This window comes from Streptomyces sp. NPDC028368, from assembly GCF_055565615.1.
Genome location: NZ_JBVHTY010000001.1, coordinates 109,801 through 124,773 on the forward strand (window position 1 = coordinate 109,801; position 14,973 = coordinate 124,773).

The 14,973-nt window shown below is 71.8% G+C and carries 15 protein-coding genes and 1 pseudogene; 8 read left to right on the plus strand and 8 right to left on the minus strand.

What is annotated here, in order from left to right:
* Positions 1-193: 193 nt before the first annotated feature.
* Both ACZ4S3_RS00540 and ACZ4S3_RS00545 read left to right on the plus strand, forming a co-directional pair.
* A complete protein-coding gene (locus tag ACZ4S3_RS00540) occupies positions 194-601 on the plus strand; it encodes a CoA-binding protein (RefSeq protein WP_467924067.1) in 408 nt (135 codons plus the stop codon).
* A 25-nt stretch (positions 602-626) separates the two neighbouring features.
* Complete coding sequence (locus ACZ4S3_RS00545) at positions 627-1,154, plus strand: GNAT family N-acetyltransferase (protein WP_467924069.1); 528 nt, start codon at positions 627-629, stop codon at positions 1,152-1,154.
* 30 nt (positions 1,155-1,184) lie between these two features.
* Here ACZ4S3_RS00545 and ACZ4S3_RS00550 read toward each other — a convergent pair.
* Both ACZ4S3_RS00550 and ACZ4S3_RS00555 read right to left on the minus strand, forming a co-directional pair.
* Positions 1,185-1,403: pseudogene (locus ACZ4S3_RS00550) on the minus strand (YbaK/EbsC family protein); the annotation flags it as partial.
* Between the two features lie 136 nt (positions 1,404-1,539).
* Positions 1,540-2,112, minus strand: coding sequence for a helix-turn-helix domain-containing protein (locus tag ACZ4S3_RS00555; protein WP_467924071.1), 573 nt, complete (start codon positions 2,110-2,112; stop codon positions 1,540-1,542).
* Positions 2,113-2,228: 116 nt separating this feature from the next.
* Here ACZ4S3_RS00555 and ACZ4S3_RS00560 point away from each other — a divergent pair, with 116 nt between their 5' ends.
* Positions 2,229-3,098, plus strand: coding sequence for an EamA family transporter (locus ACZ4S3_RS00560; protein ID WP_467924073.1), 870 nt, complete (start codon positions 2,229-2,231; stop codon positions 3,096-3,098).
* Between the two features lie 103 nt (positions 3,099-3,201).
* Here ACZ4S3_RS00560 and ACZ4S3_RS00565 read toward each other — a convergent pair whose 3' ends face one another.
* On the minus strand, positions 3,202-3,957 hold the full coding sequence (locus tag ACZ4S3_RS00565) for an acyltransferase (protein WP_467924075.1): 756 nt from the start codon (positions 3,955-3,957) through the stop codon (positions 3,202-3,204).
* A gap of 162 nt (positions 3,958-4,119) precedes the next feature.
* Between ACZ4S3_RS00565 and ACZ4S3_RS00570 the strand changes: the two genes are divergently transcribed.
* The 4 genes from ACZ4S3_RS00570 (at position 4,120) to ACZ4S3_RS00585 (ending at position 8,031) form a co-directional block, all read left to right on the plus strand.
* Positions 4,120-4,659 (plus strand): gamma carbonic anhydrase family protein, encoded by a 540-nt coding sequence (locus ACZ4S3_RS00570; protein WP_467924077.1) that lies wholly within the window; start codon positions 4,120-4,122, stop codon positions 4,657-4,659.
* 149 nt (positions 4,660-4,808) lie between these two features.
* Positions 4,809-6,854 carry an ATP-binding protein gene (locus ACZ4S3_RS00575; RefSeq protein WP_467924079.1) on the plus strand — a complete coding sequence of 682 codons (2,046 nt, stop codon included), beginning with the start codon at positions 4,809-4,811 and terminating at the stop codon, positions 6,852-6,854.
* Positions 6,855-6,968: 114 nt separating this feature from the next.
* Complete coding sequence (locus ACZ4S3_RS00580; protein WP_467924081.1) at positions 6,969-7,178, plus strand: hypothetical protein; 210 nt, start codon at positions 6,969-6,971, stop codon at positions 7,176-7,178.
* Between the two features lie 136 nt (positions 7,179-7,314).
* Positions 7,315-8,031 carry a heparin lyase I family protein gene (locus tag ACZ4S3_RS00585; RefSeq protein ID WP_467924083.1) on the plus strand — a complete coding sequence of 239 codons (717 nt, stop codon included), beginning with the start codon at positions 7,315-7,317 and terminating at the stop codon, positions 8,029-8,031.
* Positions 8,032-8,107: 76 nt separating this feature from the next.
* Here the strand turns inward: ACZ4S3_RS00585 and ACZ4S3_RS00590 are convergent, their stop codons facing one another.
* Together ACZ4S3_RS00590 and ACZ4S3_RS00595 are read right to left on the minus strand one after the other, a co-directional pair.
* Positions 8,108-8,761 (minus strand): DedA family protein, encoded by a 654-nt coding sequence (locus ACZ4S3_RS00590; RefSeq protein WP_467925173.1) that lies wholly within the window; start codon positions 8,759-8,761, stop codon positions 8,108-8,110.
* Between the two features lie 194 nt (positions 8,762-8,955).
* Positions 8,956-9,411 (minus strand): DUF4442 domain-containing protein, encoded by a 456-nt coding sequence (locus tag ACZ4S3_RS00595; protein WP_467924085.1) that lies wholly within the window; start codon positions 9,409-9,411, stop codon positions 8,956-8,958.
* A 296-nt stretch (positions 9,412-9,707) separates the two neighbouring features.
* Here ACZ4S3_RS00595 and ACZ4S3_RS00600 point away from each other — a divergent pair, with 296 nt between their 5' ends.
* Complete coding sequence (locus ACZ4S3_RS00600) at positions 9,708-11,072, plus strand: MFS transporter (protein ID WP_467924087.1); 1,365 nt, start codon at positions 9,708-9,710, stop codon at positions 11,070-11,072.
* 145 nt (positions 11,073-11,217) lie between these two features.
* Here ACZ4S3_RS00600 and ACZ4S3_RS00605 read toward each other — a convergent pair whose 3' ends face one another.
* The 3 genes from ACZ4S3_RS00605 to tuf all read right to left on the minus strand — a co-directional run bounded on the left by ACZ4S3_RS00605 (position 11,218) and on the right by tuf (position 14,580).
* Positions 11,218-12,009 (minus strand): spermidine synthase, encoded by a 792-nt coding sequence (locus ACZ4S3_RS00605; protein WP_467925175.1) that lies wholly within the window; start codon positions 12,007-12,009, stop codon positions 11,218-11,220.
* Between the two features lie 361 nt (positions 12,010-12,370).
* A complete protein-coding gene (locus ACZ4S3_RS00610) occupies positions 12,371-13,213 on the minus strand; it encodes a patatin-like phospholipase family protein (protein WP_467924089.1) in 843 nt (280 codons plus the stop codon).
* Positions 13,214-13,407: 194 nt separating this feature from the next.
* Entirely contained in the window at positions 13,408-14,580 is a 1,173-nt protein-coding gene (tuf, locus tag ACZ4S3_RS00615) for an elongation factor Tu (protein ID WP_467924091.1), read from the minus strand.
* Between the last annotated feature and the right edge of the window lie 393 nt (positions 14,581-14,973).

The window sequence follows — 14,973 nt, forward strand, 5'->3', positions numbered from 1 at the left end:
CCCCTGGGAGAGAAGACGATCAAGAATGGTGATCGGTTCGCTCCTCGAGGAGCCCCCCGGCCATGGCAGCCGCAGCACACCCCACCGAGGTCAGGGCTCCCCCACTCACGCCCCACAGGGTTGAGCAGGAATCAGCGAGGCCGACTACCCGTTGTGCCGTAGCGGGACCGTGGACTACTAACAGGAGGCACCCATGCACGACGACCGGACGGCCATCCGCAGGATCCTCGCCGAGCTCGGAGACACCTGGGCGGTCGTGGGGTTGTCCGCGAACCGACAGCGCGCCGCGTACGGCGTCGCGGAGGTACTGCAGCGTTTCGGCAAGCGGATCGTCCCCGTGCACCCGAAGGCCGAGACCGTACACGGGGAAGTGGGGTATCCGTCCCTCGAAGCCGTCCCCTTCACCGTCGATGTCGTCGACGTCTTCGTGCGCAGCGACCTCGCCGGAGCCGTCGCCGACGAAGCCGTCACCATTGGTGCCAAGGCCGTATGGTTCCAGCTCGGTGTGAGGGACGACGGCGCGTATCACCGCACCCGCGCCGCCGGCCTCGACATGGTCATGGACCGCTGTCCGGCCATTGAGATACCCCGTTTGGGCTGAGCGCGGGGTGCGTTAGCGTCCGTACATGATCGCGCTGCGTGCCGCCCTCCCCGAGGATGCCGCCGAACTCGTCCGGCTGCGTCGTCTGATGTTCCGTGCCATGAACGGGCGTGATGAGCCGGGGAATTGGGAGCGGGACGCGGAGGCGGTGGCGCGTCGGCAGCTGACCGGTCCTGATGCGCCGCTGGCCGCTTTCGTGGTGGACGGCGAGGCGTCAGGTGCCCCGCATCTGGCGGCGTGTGCGGTCGGGCGCGTCGAGGAGCGGCTGCCCGCGCCCGGACATCCGTCGGGGCGCTTCGGCTTCGTCTTCAGCGTCTGTACGGACCCCCGCTACCGCGGCCGGGGCTATGCGCGCGCCACGACGGAGGCGCTGCTGGCCCACTTCGCCGAGCGGGGCGTCACCCGGGTCGATCTGCATGCCACGGACGACACCGAACCGCTGTACCGGAGCCTGGGCTTCACCGAGCACTCCACGCCGCTGTCGCTGGATCTGCGCTCCCGAGAGCGGGCCGGGAGAATCGGGCCGGCCGAGCAGCCCGAGCGGGTCGAATAGCGGCCGCCGGCGGCGGAGTCGGCCGACGCGTTACCCGACGCCCAGCCCGTCCAGGACGGTGGCGCCGGGAAGTTCGGCCAGGGCCTTGCCCGGCACGATGAGCTTGCCGCGGCGGCTGCCGCTGCCGATCAGCGCGTAGGGGATGTCGGCGACGGCGGCGTCCACCAGCACCGGCCAGGCGGCGGGCAGGCCGAGCGGGGTGATGCCGCCGTACTCCATCCCGCTGTCGCCGACCGCGGTGTCCATCGGCACGGGCATAACGCCAAGCTAACAGGCACGGACCGCCCGGCGACGGCCCGTCTCACCAGGCCGGCGCCCCTGGTTCGGGCCGGCGTCCCCGGTACGGGTCGGCGTCCCCGGTACGGGTCGGCGTCCCCGGTACGGGTCAGCGTCCGAGCGGGATGATCACCGACATGGTCATCTCGACCGGGTCCGCCCCGTCGTTGCGGTAGTCGTGCGCCACCTTGGCCTCGAAGGTCACCGAGGACCCCGCGGCCACCTTGTACTCCTCGCCGTCCACGACGAGCGTCAGCGTGCCGGCCCGGACATGCAGCAGCTCGACGGTGCCGGGCGGATGCGGATCCGAGGTGCTGCGGTCGCCGGGCATCAGCCGCCAGTCCCACATCTCGAAGGGGCCGGGCGCCTCGGTGCCCACCAGGAGCGTGGTGTGACTGCCGGCGTCGGTGGACCACATCCGGACGGCCTCGCCCGGCGCCACGATCCGCACCTGCGGGCCCTGTTCGTAATCCAGGAGCGTGGTGATGCTGACGCCCAGCGCGTCGGCGATCTTGACGGTGGTGCCCACGCTCGGGTTCGTACGGGCCTGCTCGATCTGGATGATCATGCCGCGGCTGACCCCGGCCCGCGCCGCCAACGCGTCGAGGGTGTAGCCGCGTTCGGTGCGCCAGTGCTTGAGGTTGCGGGCAAGCGACTGCGTGAGCTGGTCGAGGTCCGTCACGGTCCGTCCAAGTCGAGGGCGATCGAGGTCAAATATATTGAATTTCGCAGTCCAGTTTAATGAACTACTCTGTAGTGCACTTCAGCGTCCACGTCACTGTACTGCGAGGTTTTCCCATGACAGCGGTCTTCGCCCTGGCCACCAGCCTGCTCTTCGGGCTCGCCGACTTCGGCGGAGGACTGCTCACCCGACGTCTGCACCCGCTGACCGTGGTGGTCGTCTCCCAGACCCTGGCCTCGCTCGTACTGGGCGTCGTCGTGCTGGCCACCGGCGGCTGGCGGGAGGCCGGTCCGCAGCTGTGGTTCGCGGTCGCGGCCGGCCTCATCGGACCCGCCGCCATGCTCTGCTTCTACCGCGCCCTGGCCCTCGGCCCGATGGGCGTGGTCTCCCCGCTCGGCTCCCTCGGCACCGTCCTGGTCCCGCTGGGCGTCGGCATCGTCGCGGGCGAACGGCCGGGGCTCATCCAGGTCGCGGGCATGATCGTGGCCGTGATCGGTGTTCTGCTGGCCGGCGGACCGCGGCTCAGCGGGACATCGGTGGCGCGCCAGACCATTGTGCTCACCCTGCTCTCGGCGTTCGGCTTCGGCGCGTCGATGACACTGATCGCCCAGGCGTCCACGACCGTGACCGGCCTGTTCCTCGCCCTGTTCGTCCAGCGCGTGTGCAATGTCGCGGTGGGCGGCGCCGCGCTGTACGCCACGGCCGGGCGCGGCACCCCCGCGCTGCCCGAGGGCGGGTTCACGGCGCTGCGCGGCTCGCTTCCCGCGCTCGCCTTCATAGGCATCGCCGATGTCGCCGGCAACGGCACCTACGCGCTGGCCGCCCAGAGCGGCCCGGTCACCGTCGCGGCCGTACTCGCCTCGCTCTACCCCGTCGTCACCGCGCTCGCCGCGCTCGGCCTCCTCAAGGAGCGGATGCGCGCGATGCAGACGGCGGGCGCCTCGCTCGCCCTGGTCGGCACCGTCCTGCTCGCCTCGGGCGGCTGACGGCGGTGGGCCGACGGCGGTGGGTGACGGCGGTGGGTGACGCGGCCTCAGGAAGGCTCGTACGCCTCGTCGGCCTCAGGAAGGCTCGTACGCCTCGTCGGCCTCAGGAAGGCTCGTACGCCTCGTCGGCCGCCTCCGCCGCCGCGCTCTCCCACCCCTTCAGCGCGAGCAGCTGCTCCGGGGTGACGCCCTCGGGAATCGGCACCGGCGCGGGCGTACGCAGCGGCGGCTGCCAGCCCGCCTCGGGGTCCCAGCTGCGGACGACCTTGGCGGGCGCCCCCGCCACCACCGCATGGTCGGGCACCTCGCCGCGGACCACCGCACCGGCCGCCACCACTACGTTCCTGCCCAGCCGCGCGCCGGGCAGGATGACCGCCCCGGTGCCGATCCAGCTGCCGGAGCCGATGCTGACCGGGTCGGTGCGCGGCCACTGCTTCCCGACCGGCACCTCGGGGTCGTCGTAGCTGTGATTGGTGGTGGTGACGTAGACCCCGGGACCGAAGAAGCAGTCATCGCCGATCGTCAGCCGGACATCCGCGATCACGTGGCTGCCGCGGCCCAGTACGACGCCGTTGCCCAGGGTGAGGATGGGTTCCGGGCCGAGATCGAGGTCCGGCATCATGCCCGCCGTCAAGGTCACGTCCTGGGCGATGATGCAGTAGTCGCCGATCTCGATCCACGGGTCGCCGAAGACCGTGCCCTGTGGGAAGGCGAGCCGGGCGCCGGCGCCGATACGGCGGAAGCGGTATGGGCCGGGGCGCTCGGCCGTGACGGCCGCGGCCCGCCTCACCCAGCGCACGCCCCGGTGGACGGCGCGCGATACGGCCCGGCGCCGCCAGGCCGCGAGGGATGAGAACACGTTCTGGTTTGTCGGCACCCGCACACCGTACTCAGCCCGCCGGGCCGCCGACCGCGCACCGCGCTGTGATCTTCGCCCCACCGGCCCTCGCCCCCGCCCGCCGGTGCGCCCGTCGTCTACGGTGCTGTTGGCGCGGCACAGCACTGGCGAGGAGAGACGCAGATGGCAGGACGGGCAGTGATTTCAGGGGTGGCCGGCGAGGAGCCGACGATCGATCCGGCGGCGTTCACCGCTCCCACGTCCGTCGTGCTCGGCGATGTCACGATGGCGTCGGGCGCGAGCGTCTGGTACCACGCGGTGCTGCGCGCCGACTGCGGCCCGATCGTGCTCGGCACCGACAGCAACATCCAGGACAACTGCACGGTGCACGTGGACCCCGGCTTCCCGGTGACGATCGGCGAGCGGGTCTCCGTAGGCCACAACGCCGTCCTGCACGGCTGCACCGTCGAGGACGACGTCCTGGTCGGCATGGGCGCCACGGTCCTCAACGGCGCGCACATCGGCGCCGGCTCACTCGTCGCCGCGCAGGCGCTGGTCCCGCAGGGCATGCGGGTGCCGCCCGGTTCGCTGGTCGCCGGCGTCCCGGCCAAGGTCAAGCGGGAGCTGACCGACGAGGAGCGCGAGACGATAAAGCTGAACGCCGCGATGTACCTGGAACTGGCCGCCCGGCACCGGGAATCCGTCGCGGACGCCGAGGGCTGAGCGCACCGGGGCGCGCCCGTCACGTCAAATACCCCCGTCGCGTTTCCCCCGATAGATAAGGGTACTTGCCTGTTTACCGGGCGGTCGGTTCTGGCATCGTTGGTCGTCCATAGGACGGCGCGGGGCTGTGCCGTGGACGGGGATGACGGATGAGCGCGTGGGCCGATCACCGGCCACTGCCCGAGGTGGTGGGACGGGCCGTTGAGCACGAGCGGGTGTCCGGGCTGCTGGACGGCTCGCCACTGGTGACGCTCACCGGGGCCGCGGGGGTGGGCAAGAGCGTCCTGGCCCGCTCCGTGCTGGACGAGCACCTCGCACGGCACGGCGGCACGGTCATCCGGGTCGGCTGCTGGGACGGTCTGGCCGAGGGCGGTCTGACGGACGCTCTGTTCCGGGCCGCGGGCCTGACCGGCAGCGCACGCCACCGCGCCGCACAGGCCGTCGTCCGCGGCAGCGCGCCACCCCTCCCGCACGACGCGGTGCGCGACGCGGCCGAGCCGGCCGAGCTGACCGGCCGCTCGTGCCTCGCGGAGCTCGCGGAGCTCGCGGAGCACTGTGTCGACCACCGGGCAACGCTGCTGCTGGACGACTGCGACCCGGTGCTGGAGGAATGCGCGCAGCTGGTGCGGCGGCTGCTGCGGACCGAGCCGGAGCTGCGGATCATGACGACGTCCCGCCGCGTGCTGGGGCTGCCCGGAGAGCGGGTCGTCGAGGTCGGGCCGCTCCCGGTGACGTTGGGCGAGGGGATCGCGGGACCGGCCGTCGCATTGCTGACCGCGCGGGCCGAGGCGGCCGTGCCGGAGCTGCTCGTGGCCGTCTGCGAGGCGCTGGAGGGCTCACCGCTGGCGATCGAGCTGGCCGCCCGGCAGCTGGACCGGCTGACGCTGCCGCAGCTCGCGGCGCAGGTGGATGCGGACGGCCCGCTCTTCTACTCGGGCCCGGCGCCGACCGCGCGCCACACCTCGCTCTACGCGGCACACGCCGCCGGCTACGCGCTCTGCTCGCCCACCGACCGGCGGGTGTGGGCGCGGCTCTCGGTGCTTCCCGGGGACTTCGATCCCTGGCTCGCGGGGTGTGTCTGTGCCAGCAGTGACGTTCCTGCTCCGGAGATCGACGCGGCGCTGGAACGGCTGCGGCTGGCGTCCGTACTGGAGCGCGTACGAGAGGGGGGCGGCGCCCCGCCGGACACCGGGGCCGCGCTGCCGCCGCGTTACCGACTCCCGCGCGGCGCACGGGACTTCGGGCGGACCCAGCTGCGCGAGGCGGGCGAGGAATCAGCGGCGCTGCGCCGGTTCCGGCAGGCCTGCGCGGCGCTCGCGGCCGAGGCGCAGATCGCCTGGCAGGGACCCGACCAGCAGATCGCCGTCCGGCTGGTCGAGGACGAACAGCACCATCTCGACGCGGCGCTCACCCGCCCGCCGCAGGACGCGGACGACGCGCTCAGCGCCCTGGAGATCGCGGTCTCGCTGTGGTTCCAGTGGGCGGCCTGCGGCTTCCGCCGCGAAGGGCGGGCCCACCTGGACCGGCTGCTGCTGCTCTCCCGGGACGACACCCCGCTGCGCGCGCGGGCGCTGTGGCTGGCCGGCTGGCTCGCGGCGCAGGAGCACGCGCTCACCGCCGCGGAGGCGCTGCTGGACCAGGCGTGGACGTCGGCGGTGATGCACGCGGACTCCGACGGGCTGGCCCGTATCGCGCATGCACACGGCGTACTGGCGCTGTACCGGGAGGACACCGGGACGGCGGTGGCGTGCCTGGAGGAGGCGGCCCGGCACCGGTCCAAGGACCCGTGGTTCGGCCCCGGCCCCGCCCACAGCTGGGCGCTGCTCGCCATCGCGCTGTCGGCGCCGGACGCGGAGGGGGCGGAGGCGGCCGCCCACCGCGCCTGGGAATCGCGGCACTCCGACGGCGACTTCTGGCTGTACTCCACCGTCCTGTACGCCCGCGCCCTGACCGAACGGGCCCATGGACGGCCGGAGGCGGCGCTGCGCGCCTGCCGCAGGGCGCTGTCGGCAAAGAAGCTCGTCGGGGATCCGCTGTTCATCGCGGGAGCCCGCGCCATGCTGGCCGGTCTGCGCCGCGAGGTGCGCGAGGGGGCACCGGCGTCGCCGAACGCGGGCGAGGGTGCCCGGTGGTGGCAGCGCGGCGGCGGAGTACGGCCGGTGCCGTTCTTCTCCCGGCTGCGTACGGGCTCCTGAACGGGCCGGTTCCCGTACGGAGAGCGGCTTCACCTCCGGCCGCTCACCACGCAGCGTGACCGATCGGACGCGTTCGGGATGCGAAAGCGCCGGGTCGGCTCCATCCTGAAGGGCATGAAGCGTGCCCCCGTGATCGTGCATCCGCCCTGCACCGGCGGCCGCCGCGTCACGCTCTACGGACAGGACCTGGGCCGCGCGCTGCGCCCCGGCGATGTGGCCGCGTATCTGCGCCGGGCCGGCTTTTCGACGACGGAGTTCGCCTGGGACGACACCGGCCTCATCGAATGGCGCGACGGTGGCCCCGAGGTCTGGTCAACACCCTGAGAGATCACACGCACCGCGCACACCACCCCCACCCCTCAAACGCTCAAAACAATCAATCGAGTTGACCTCTTGAGCGTTTGACGGCCCGTGTGTACAAACCGTTCAACACCTTCGCTTCCAACCGAAGGGAACGGCAATGCGCAAGCGCACGGGTGTCCTGGGCGCCCTTCCCGTCATCGGCTCGGCGCTGACTCTCGTCCTGGCCTCCCCCGCCGGCGCCTCGGTCATCTGGAACGGTGACGCCGCCGACGGGACGGCGGTGTTCTCCTCGATCCTGTGTGACGCGCCCGGCAGCGTCACGGCCCAGGACAACCACGACGGCCGGGGCAAGGTCTTCAAGTTCAACAAGCCGCTGGGGCTCAAACGCTGCGAGGCGCACGGCCTCACGGTGGGCGGCTCGCGCTACACCTTCCGTAACGACCACACCTATTACCTGGGCTGGGACACCTCCACCAACACCCCCGACGCGGCGACCGTCTTCCAGTGGAAGTCGTACGGCACCGCCGATCAGCAGCACCAGAACTACCCGGTCCTGATGAAGGTCGAGGGTGGCGTCCTGAAGCTGTTCCATGTCGAGGCCGGGGAGAAGTGGACCCTGAAGTGGAGCACTCCGGTGGCGACCGGCACGTACAAGCGCATCGTGCTCGGGATCCATGCCTCCGACGACGCGGCCACCGGCTGGGTTCAGGCGTACTACAACGGCGCCGAGGTGGCGTCGTTCTCCGGGCGGACCTGGGACGACCTGGGCAATGACACCCGGTGGGGCACATACGGCACCGAGGTGACAAACAAGCGGGTCATCAACTGGATCGACGGGCTGAAGGTCGGCACGAGGTACGCGGATGTCGCGTAGGCGGGAGGCCGCACGGCACCGGCCCGGCAGCGCGTGTTCGCTGCCGGGCCGGTGACCATCAATGCCTGAGGGCCCGTCAGTCGACCGCCGCCGGAACCTGCGCCTGAGCCTTGGCTTCCCGCTCCGCCGCCGCCTTCTTCGCGCGGTTCTTCATGACCAGGAAGGAGCCGACGCCGAAGCACAGGGCGGCGACCAGGCCGAGCCACTGGAAACGCCGCAGCCAGGACTCGGCGACGATTCCGAGGCTGTAGATGAGCGCCGTGGTACCGCCGGCCCAGACGATGCCGCCCAGGACGTTGGCGATCAGGAACTTCCAGTACGGCATCTTCAGCACGCCGGCGAGCGGGCCCGCAAAGATCCGCAGCAGGGCGATGAAACGGCCGATGAAGACGGCCCACATGCCCCACTTCTCGAACTTCTCCTCGGCCATCGCGACATGGTCGGGCCCGAAGTGCTTGGGGAATTTCCGGCCGGCCCAGTTCAGCAGCGGCTGGCCCCCCTTGCGTCCGATCATGTACCCGATGGAGTCACCGATGATCGCGCCGCCGGACGCGCAGGCGCCCAGCACGAACGGGTTGATGTGGTCCTGGGTCGCGGCGAGGATCGCCGCACTGACGAGGACGATCTCACCGGGCAGCGGAATGCCCAGGCTCTCCACTCCGATGACCACCCCCACCAGGAGGTAGACGCTCACGGCCGGTACGGTCTCGAGCCACTCCTGGATGTGCAAAGCCACTTCCTCCACTTGATGTAGGGCCCCCGTGGGCCGCTGCCCGGCCGCCTGTGCCACCGGACCGGTCGATACCCGGGCGCGCCGTAACAGCGCGCCCGGGAAGCGTACTCGATCGCCCGGCCCGGACGCGGATCGACGACGGCCCGCCGTGCAGTGCACGACGGGCCGGGCAACGGTCTTTGCCTAGTGGCTCACTTGTTGGGACGCAGCGTCCACACAATGGTCATCTCGCCGGTGACCGCGCCGTCCTCGCGGGTGATCGTGACCTTCACCGGGAACTCCGGACGCTCACCGGCATCCAGGTCGGCGACCACCTCGGCCACCGAACGGCCGAGCTCGGCGGTCGCGGTGACCGGTCCCATGGCGAGCTTCTTGTAGCCGATCTCGGCGCGTACGGCCAGCGGCACCGCGCGGCCGAGCTGGTCGCCGAAGGCCGTCATCACGATCGCGCCGCTCGCGGACTCGGCGAGCGTGAACATCGCTCCGGCGTGCGGTCCGCCGACGTGGTTGTGGAAGTCGGACTGGTCCGGCATACGGACCACGGCGCGCTCGGCGGTGGTCTCGGTGAACTCGAGGTTCAGGGTGCGGACCATCGGCACGGATGCCGCCATCATTTCGCCGATCGACGGCAGGGTCTCGGAGGACATGGCGGCATGTTACCTGTCGGTAGCTTGGCTTGGGAAGAGCACGCGCCCGCCCCCGGACCACAGCCCCCCTCACAGCCCTCCCCCTCCCCCGTATCTCCCCCACACCCCCCACACCCCCCACACCCCCTGCGCTCCCCCTCAGCGCCCCGCACTCCCCCGCAGGCCCGAAACCGGCGTGCCCCCGCCATCCGGCCCCGCATATCGTTGACGCCCATGTGGCCAGGACGACATCGACATCGACATCGACGCAGCACGCATGAGCCGATTCCGGTACGACGCCGGCCGGTGCGGTCTTGGTGACAGCCCGCCCCGCATGGGCGGGGCGCAACTTCCTGCTGCTCACCGGCGCCACCGTGATAGCCAACCTCGGCAGCTCGGGCGCCCTGATCGCGTCCGCCTTCGCGGTGCTCGCAGCGGGCGGCTCGGCCACCGACGTCGGCCTGGTCGCGGCCGCCCGTACGATCCCGCTCGTCCTGTTCCTGCTGATCGGCGGCGCGCTCGCCGACCGACTCCCCCGCCATCGCGTCATGGTCGCCGCCAACGCCCTCAACTGCGTCTCCCAGGGCCTGTTCGCGCTGCTCGTACTGGCCGGGGAACCGCAGTTGTGGCAGATGGCGCTGCTGGCCGCGCTCGGCGGCACCGGGCTGGCGTTCTTCGCCCCGGCCTCCGAGGGCATGGTGCTCGCCAGCGTCTCCGGCGAGCATGCCGGACGCGCCTTCGCCGTGTTCCGGATGGGCATGAACGGCGCGAACATCGGCGGTGCGGCGCTCGGCGGAGCGCTGGTCGCCGCGGTCGGCCCCGGCTGGGTGCTGGCGATCGACTCCGCCTCCTTCGCCCTGGCCGGCGCGCTCCGCGCGTTCCTGAACGTCAAGGGGGTCGCCGAGCGCGCCCCCGGCGGCGGGATGCTGCACGACCTGCGGGACGGCTGGCGCGAGGTCGCCTCCCGGCCCTGGCTGTGGTCCGTGGTGCTGCAGTTCTCGATCGTCAACGCAGTGATCATGGCGGCCGAGGCCGTCTACGGACCGCTGGTAGCCGAGGAGCATCTGGGCGGCGCCGGACCGTGGGGGCTGGCGCTGGCGGCGTTCGGTGCAGGCACGGTGGGCGGCGCGCTGCTGATGACCCGCATCAAACCCCGCCGCATCCTGCTGACCGGCACGCTCTGCATCTTCCCGCTCGCACTGCCCTCCGCCGCGCTCGCCGTGCCACTGCCGGCCGCCGGACTGACCGTGATCATGTTCGGCACCGGTATCGCGGTCGAGGTCTTTTCGGTGACGTGGATGATGGCGCTCCACCAGGAGATTCCCGAGGAGAAATTTTCCCGGGTCTCCTCCTACGACTGGTTCGGCTCCCTGGCCGGCGTCCCCGTGGCCACCGCACTGGCCGGCCCCGTACAGGACCTCATCGGCCGGACGGCCGCACTGTGGAGCTGCTCCGCACTGATCGCCCTGCTGACGGCGGCGGTGCTGTGCGTACGCAACGTACGGGAACTCGTGCGACGCGACACGACGACCAGCAGCCCACCGACCACCACCCCATCCACCACCACGCCCGCCACCCCTTCCCCCCTCGCCACGCCCGCCCCGCTCACCGCCTCCACCACCGCTTCCGCCCCGCTCACCGATTCCGCCTCCTCCACCCCTCCCACCAATCACTCAACGTAATACAATGAGGGGAACTCGCCACTCTCTGTAGTCGTTGCCGGGATAGGGAAGGAGGCGCACAAGGCTCGCAGGGCTCACCGTCGCTCGCAGGGCTCACCGTCGCCCGTCGGCGGAGCCGCACAGGGCACACCTTCCGTGGCTCACGTCAGCTGATGCTGAAGGCCCCTTCCGGCGGCACCGGGGACGCCACCGCTTCCGTGTCCGCAACGGGGGCGGCGCCCGCGATCAGCCGTCGTAGCGCAGCGCCGTGCTCGACCCGCGCCGGGAACGCGTCGCCGGCCGCCCGCCGGGCCAGCGCGGCGAGCGGCAGTTCCGCCCGCGAGGCGAGCAGTATCGCGTTGCCGAAGCGGCGGCCGCGCAGCACCGACGGCTCGGCGATCAGCGCCAGGTGCTCGAAGACCGTGGCGAAATTGGCGAGTTGACCGCGCAGGAAGCCGAAGGGCGCGCTGTCGGCGAGGTTGGCGGCGTAGCAGCCGTGCGGTCGCAGTACCCGGGCGGCGGCCCGCGCGTACTCGACCGACGTGAGGTGGGCCGGCACCCGCGAGCCGCCGAAGACGTCCGCCACGATGACGTCGGCGCTGCGTTCCGGCGCCTCCTCCAGCGCCGTACGAGCATCCTGGGCGCGCACCTCGATGCCGGAGCCGGCGGCCAGCGGAAGGTGTTCGGCCACCATGGAGAGCAGGCCGCGGTCGGCGTCGATCACGTTCTGCCGGGAGCGCGGGCGGGTGGCGGCCAGGTAGCGGGGCAGGGTCAGCGCGCCGCCGCCCAGGTGGAGCGCGTCGAGCGGCTGCCCCGGGGGCGCGGTTTCGTCCAGGACGTGGGCCAGTCTGCGGACGTACTCGAATTCCAGGTGCGTGGGCGCGTCCAGGTCGACGTACGACTGCGGCGCACCGTCCACCGTCAGCAACCAGGCGCGGGGGCGGTCGACGTCCGGCATCAGCTTGGCGGTGCCGTAGTCCACGGTCTGGGTGACGGGTATGGGCTCAGGCGCGGGTATCGGGTCAGGCGCGGGGCTCGGCTCAGGCGGTTCATCCACCGTCCCATTGTGCCGGGGTCCACCGCCTCTTTGTGCTGGGCGGGACGGGACCCGGATGGGATGGGGGGGCAGGCCACGGTCAGCGCCGGGAGAGATGGGAGCCGGGTGGGAGCGGGGGCCAGGGCGGAGGCCGGGTCGGGTCGGGTCGGGTCGGCGGCCGGATCGGATCGGGTCGGGTCGGCGGTCGGATCGGGTCGGGTCGGCGGCCGGATCGGGTCGGCGGCCACGTAAGGGTGGGAGACCGGTTTGGGGTGGGTTGTGGTTAGTTTGGCCAGATCTGGCGGAGGTCCTCGGCGTGGGCGGCCGACTGGCGGCGGCCCTCGCGGGCTGCGTCCGCGCGCTTGGCGGGGTCCAGGACGTTGCGCCCGAACGCCGACCTGGCCGCGCGGTCGGGTGTGATGACGCGGACCCGGGCCCCCTGGCGGGTCAGCGTCTCGCCCTGGGTGCGCGGGGCGGCGATCGGCCCGCCGCTGACGGCCATCGGCGCGATGACCACGACGCGGCTGTATCCGGCGGCCAGATCGGCGTTGGCGCTGGAGTGCACTCCGCCGTCGATCCACCGCTTACCGTCGATGGTGACCGGCGGGAACACACCGGGTACGGCGCAGCTGGCGGTGACCGCGTCGACCAGTGACACGCCGCTGGTGTCGTCGAAAGCGGTCCGCTCCCCCGTCGCCGAGTCCACCGCCGTGATCACCAACCGCCGCGCGGGCCAGTCGTCGCAGCCCAGGGTCCGGGCGATCACCGCGCGCTGTTCCGCCTCCGGGACGGTACGGGCGGCCACCGCGAGCCGCCCCATCCGCGCGCCGAAGGACGCCGCGTCCCGCGAGCGCAGCGCGATGGCCGCGAAGCGTGCCATCGCCGCCGGGCCCATCCGTGCGCCCGACCGGCCTTCGGGGGCGCCCAGTTGGCGCTCGTACATCTCTTCCAGAGTGAGCCGCTCCGAGGTGATGTGGGCGCCGACGATCGATCCGGCGGAGGTCCCGATGACGACCTCGGCGCCGACGAGGTCGATGCCCGCTTCCGCGAGACCGGCCAGCATGCCGATCTCCCAGCCGATGCCGGTGAGCCCGCCGCCGCCCAGGACCAGTGCCGTTCCCGCCATGAGACGTCCCTCCCTGTCCCGTTCGCCCGTGCACGGTTCCGTCACCGGTGCACCGTTCATCCGGCGGGCGAGCGGTCTCGCTCTCCGGTTCGTCCGGGCGAGCAGTCTCGCACTCCGCCCGTGTATCGGGACAGCGGGCCACTGCGCCCCGCACCGGAAGAGGTGCGGGGCGCGGTGTCACGTCCGGTGGTGCCTCATTCCGTCACGGAGCGCACCGTGCCCGCTCCGACGGTCCGGCCGCCCTCGCGGATGGCGAAGCCGAGGCCTCGCTCCAGTGGCACCGCACGGCCCAGTTCGACCGATACCGTCACCGTCTCCCCGGGGCGGGCGATACCGCGCTCTCCGAGGTCGAGGTCGCCGACCACGTCCGCCGTACGGATGTAGAACTGCGGCCGGTAGCCCGTGGACAGCGGCGTACGGCGGCCGCCTTCCTCCGTCGACAGCACGTAGACCTCGGCGGTGAAGTGGCGTCGCGGAGTGACGCTGCCCGGTGCGGCGACGACATGTCCGCGGCGTACCTGGTCGCGGTGCAGGCCGCGGAGCAGCAGCGCGACGTTGTCCCCGGCCTCGGCCGAGTCCATGGGCTTGCCGAAGGTCTCCAGCCCGGTGACGACCGTCTCGGCCTCCGCGCCGAGCACCGCCACCCGGTCGCCGACCTTTACGGTGCCGCGCTCGACGGCTCCGGTGACGACCGTGCCGCGTCCCGTGATGGTCAGCACGTTCTCCACCGGCAACAGGAACGGCGCGTCGACATACCGCTCGGGCATCGGGACATAGGTGTCCACGGCGTCCAGCAGGGCGCCGATCGCCTCCGTCCAGCGTGGGTCGCCCTCCAGGGCGCGCAGTCCCGAGACCCGTACGACGGGTACGTGGTCCCCGTCGTAGCCGTGCGCGCCGAGCAGTTCGCGTGCCTCCAGCTCCACCAGGTCGGTCAGCTCGGGGTCACCGGCGTCGGCCTTGTTGAGGGCGACGACGATGTGCCGTACGCCGACTTGCTTGGCGAGCAGTACGTGTTCGGCGGTCTGCGGCATGATCCCGTCGAGCGCGGAGACGACGAGGATCGCGCCGTCCAGCTGCGCCGCGCCGGTGACCATGTTCTTGATGAAGTCGGCGTGGCCGGGCATGTCCACATGGGCGTAGTGCCGGGTGTCGGTCTCGTACTCGACGTGCGAGATGTTGATGGTGATGCCGCGGGCGGCCTCCTCCGGGGCCCGGTCGATCCGGTCGAACGGGACGAAGGTGCCACTGCCGCGGTCGCTGAGGACTTTGGTGATGGCCGCGGTCAGGGTGGTCTTGCCGTGGTCGACGTGGCCCATGGTGCCGATGTTCAGGTGCGGCTTGGTGCGCACGTATGCCGTCTTGGGCATGGTGTTCTTCCTCGCAACGATGCGGTGAGAACGGCGACTTGGCGCCGTGGGGACCCCTGAGCCACTCCGACCCTCCCCCTGTGGGGTCCGCCGGACGATCCGGAGAGGGTCAGCTTCGTGCGCCGCCGGTGACTGCGGCGGCCGCGGCCTGGAGAACGTCGACGGCAGCCTTCGGCGCGTCCGCGACTGCGGACGGCAGGAAGAGGAAGGCGTGCCGGAACATGCGTCATATGCTGCCGGGCGCCGGCCGCGGCGTCGAACGATTTACGGCGGGGGCTGGTGGCGTACGCGGCCGTCTTGAGGTGTGCGGTGCTCTCGAGGTGTGCGGTTGCCTTGAGGTGTGCGGCTGTGCGCTCGACCCGTACGGGATTCCCGGCCTGCGGAGAGGCGTTG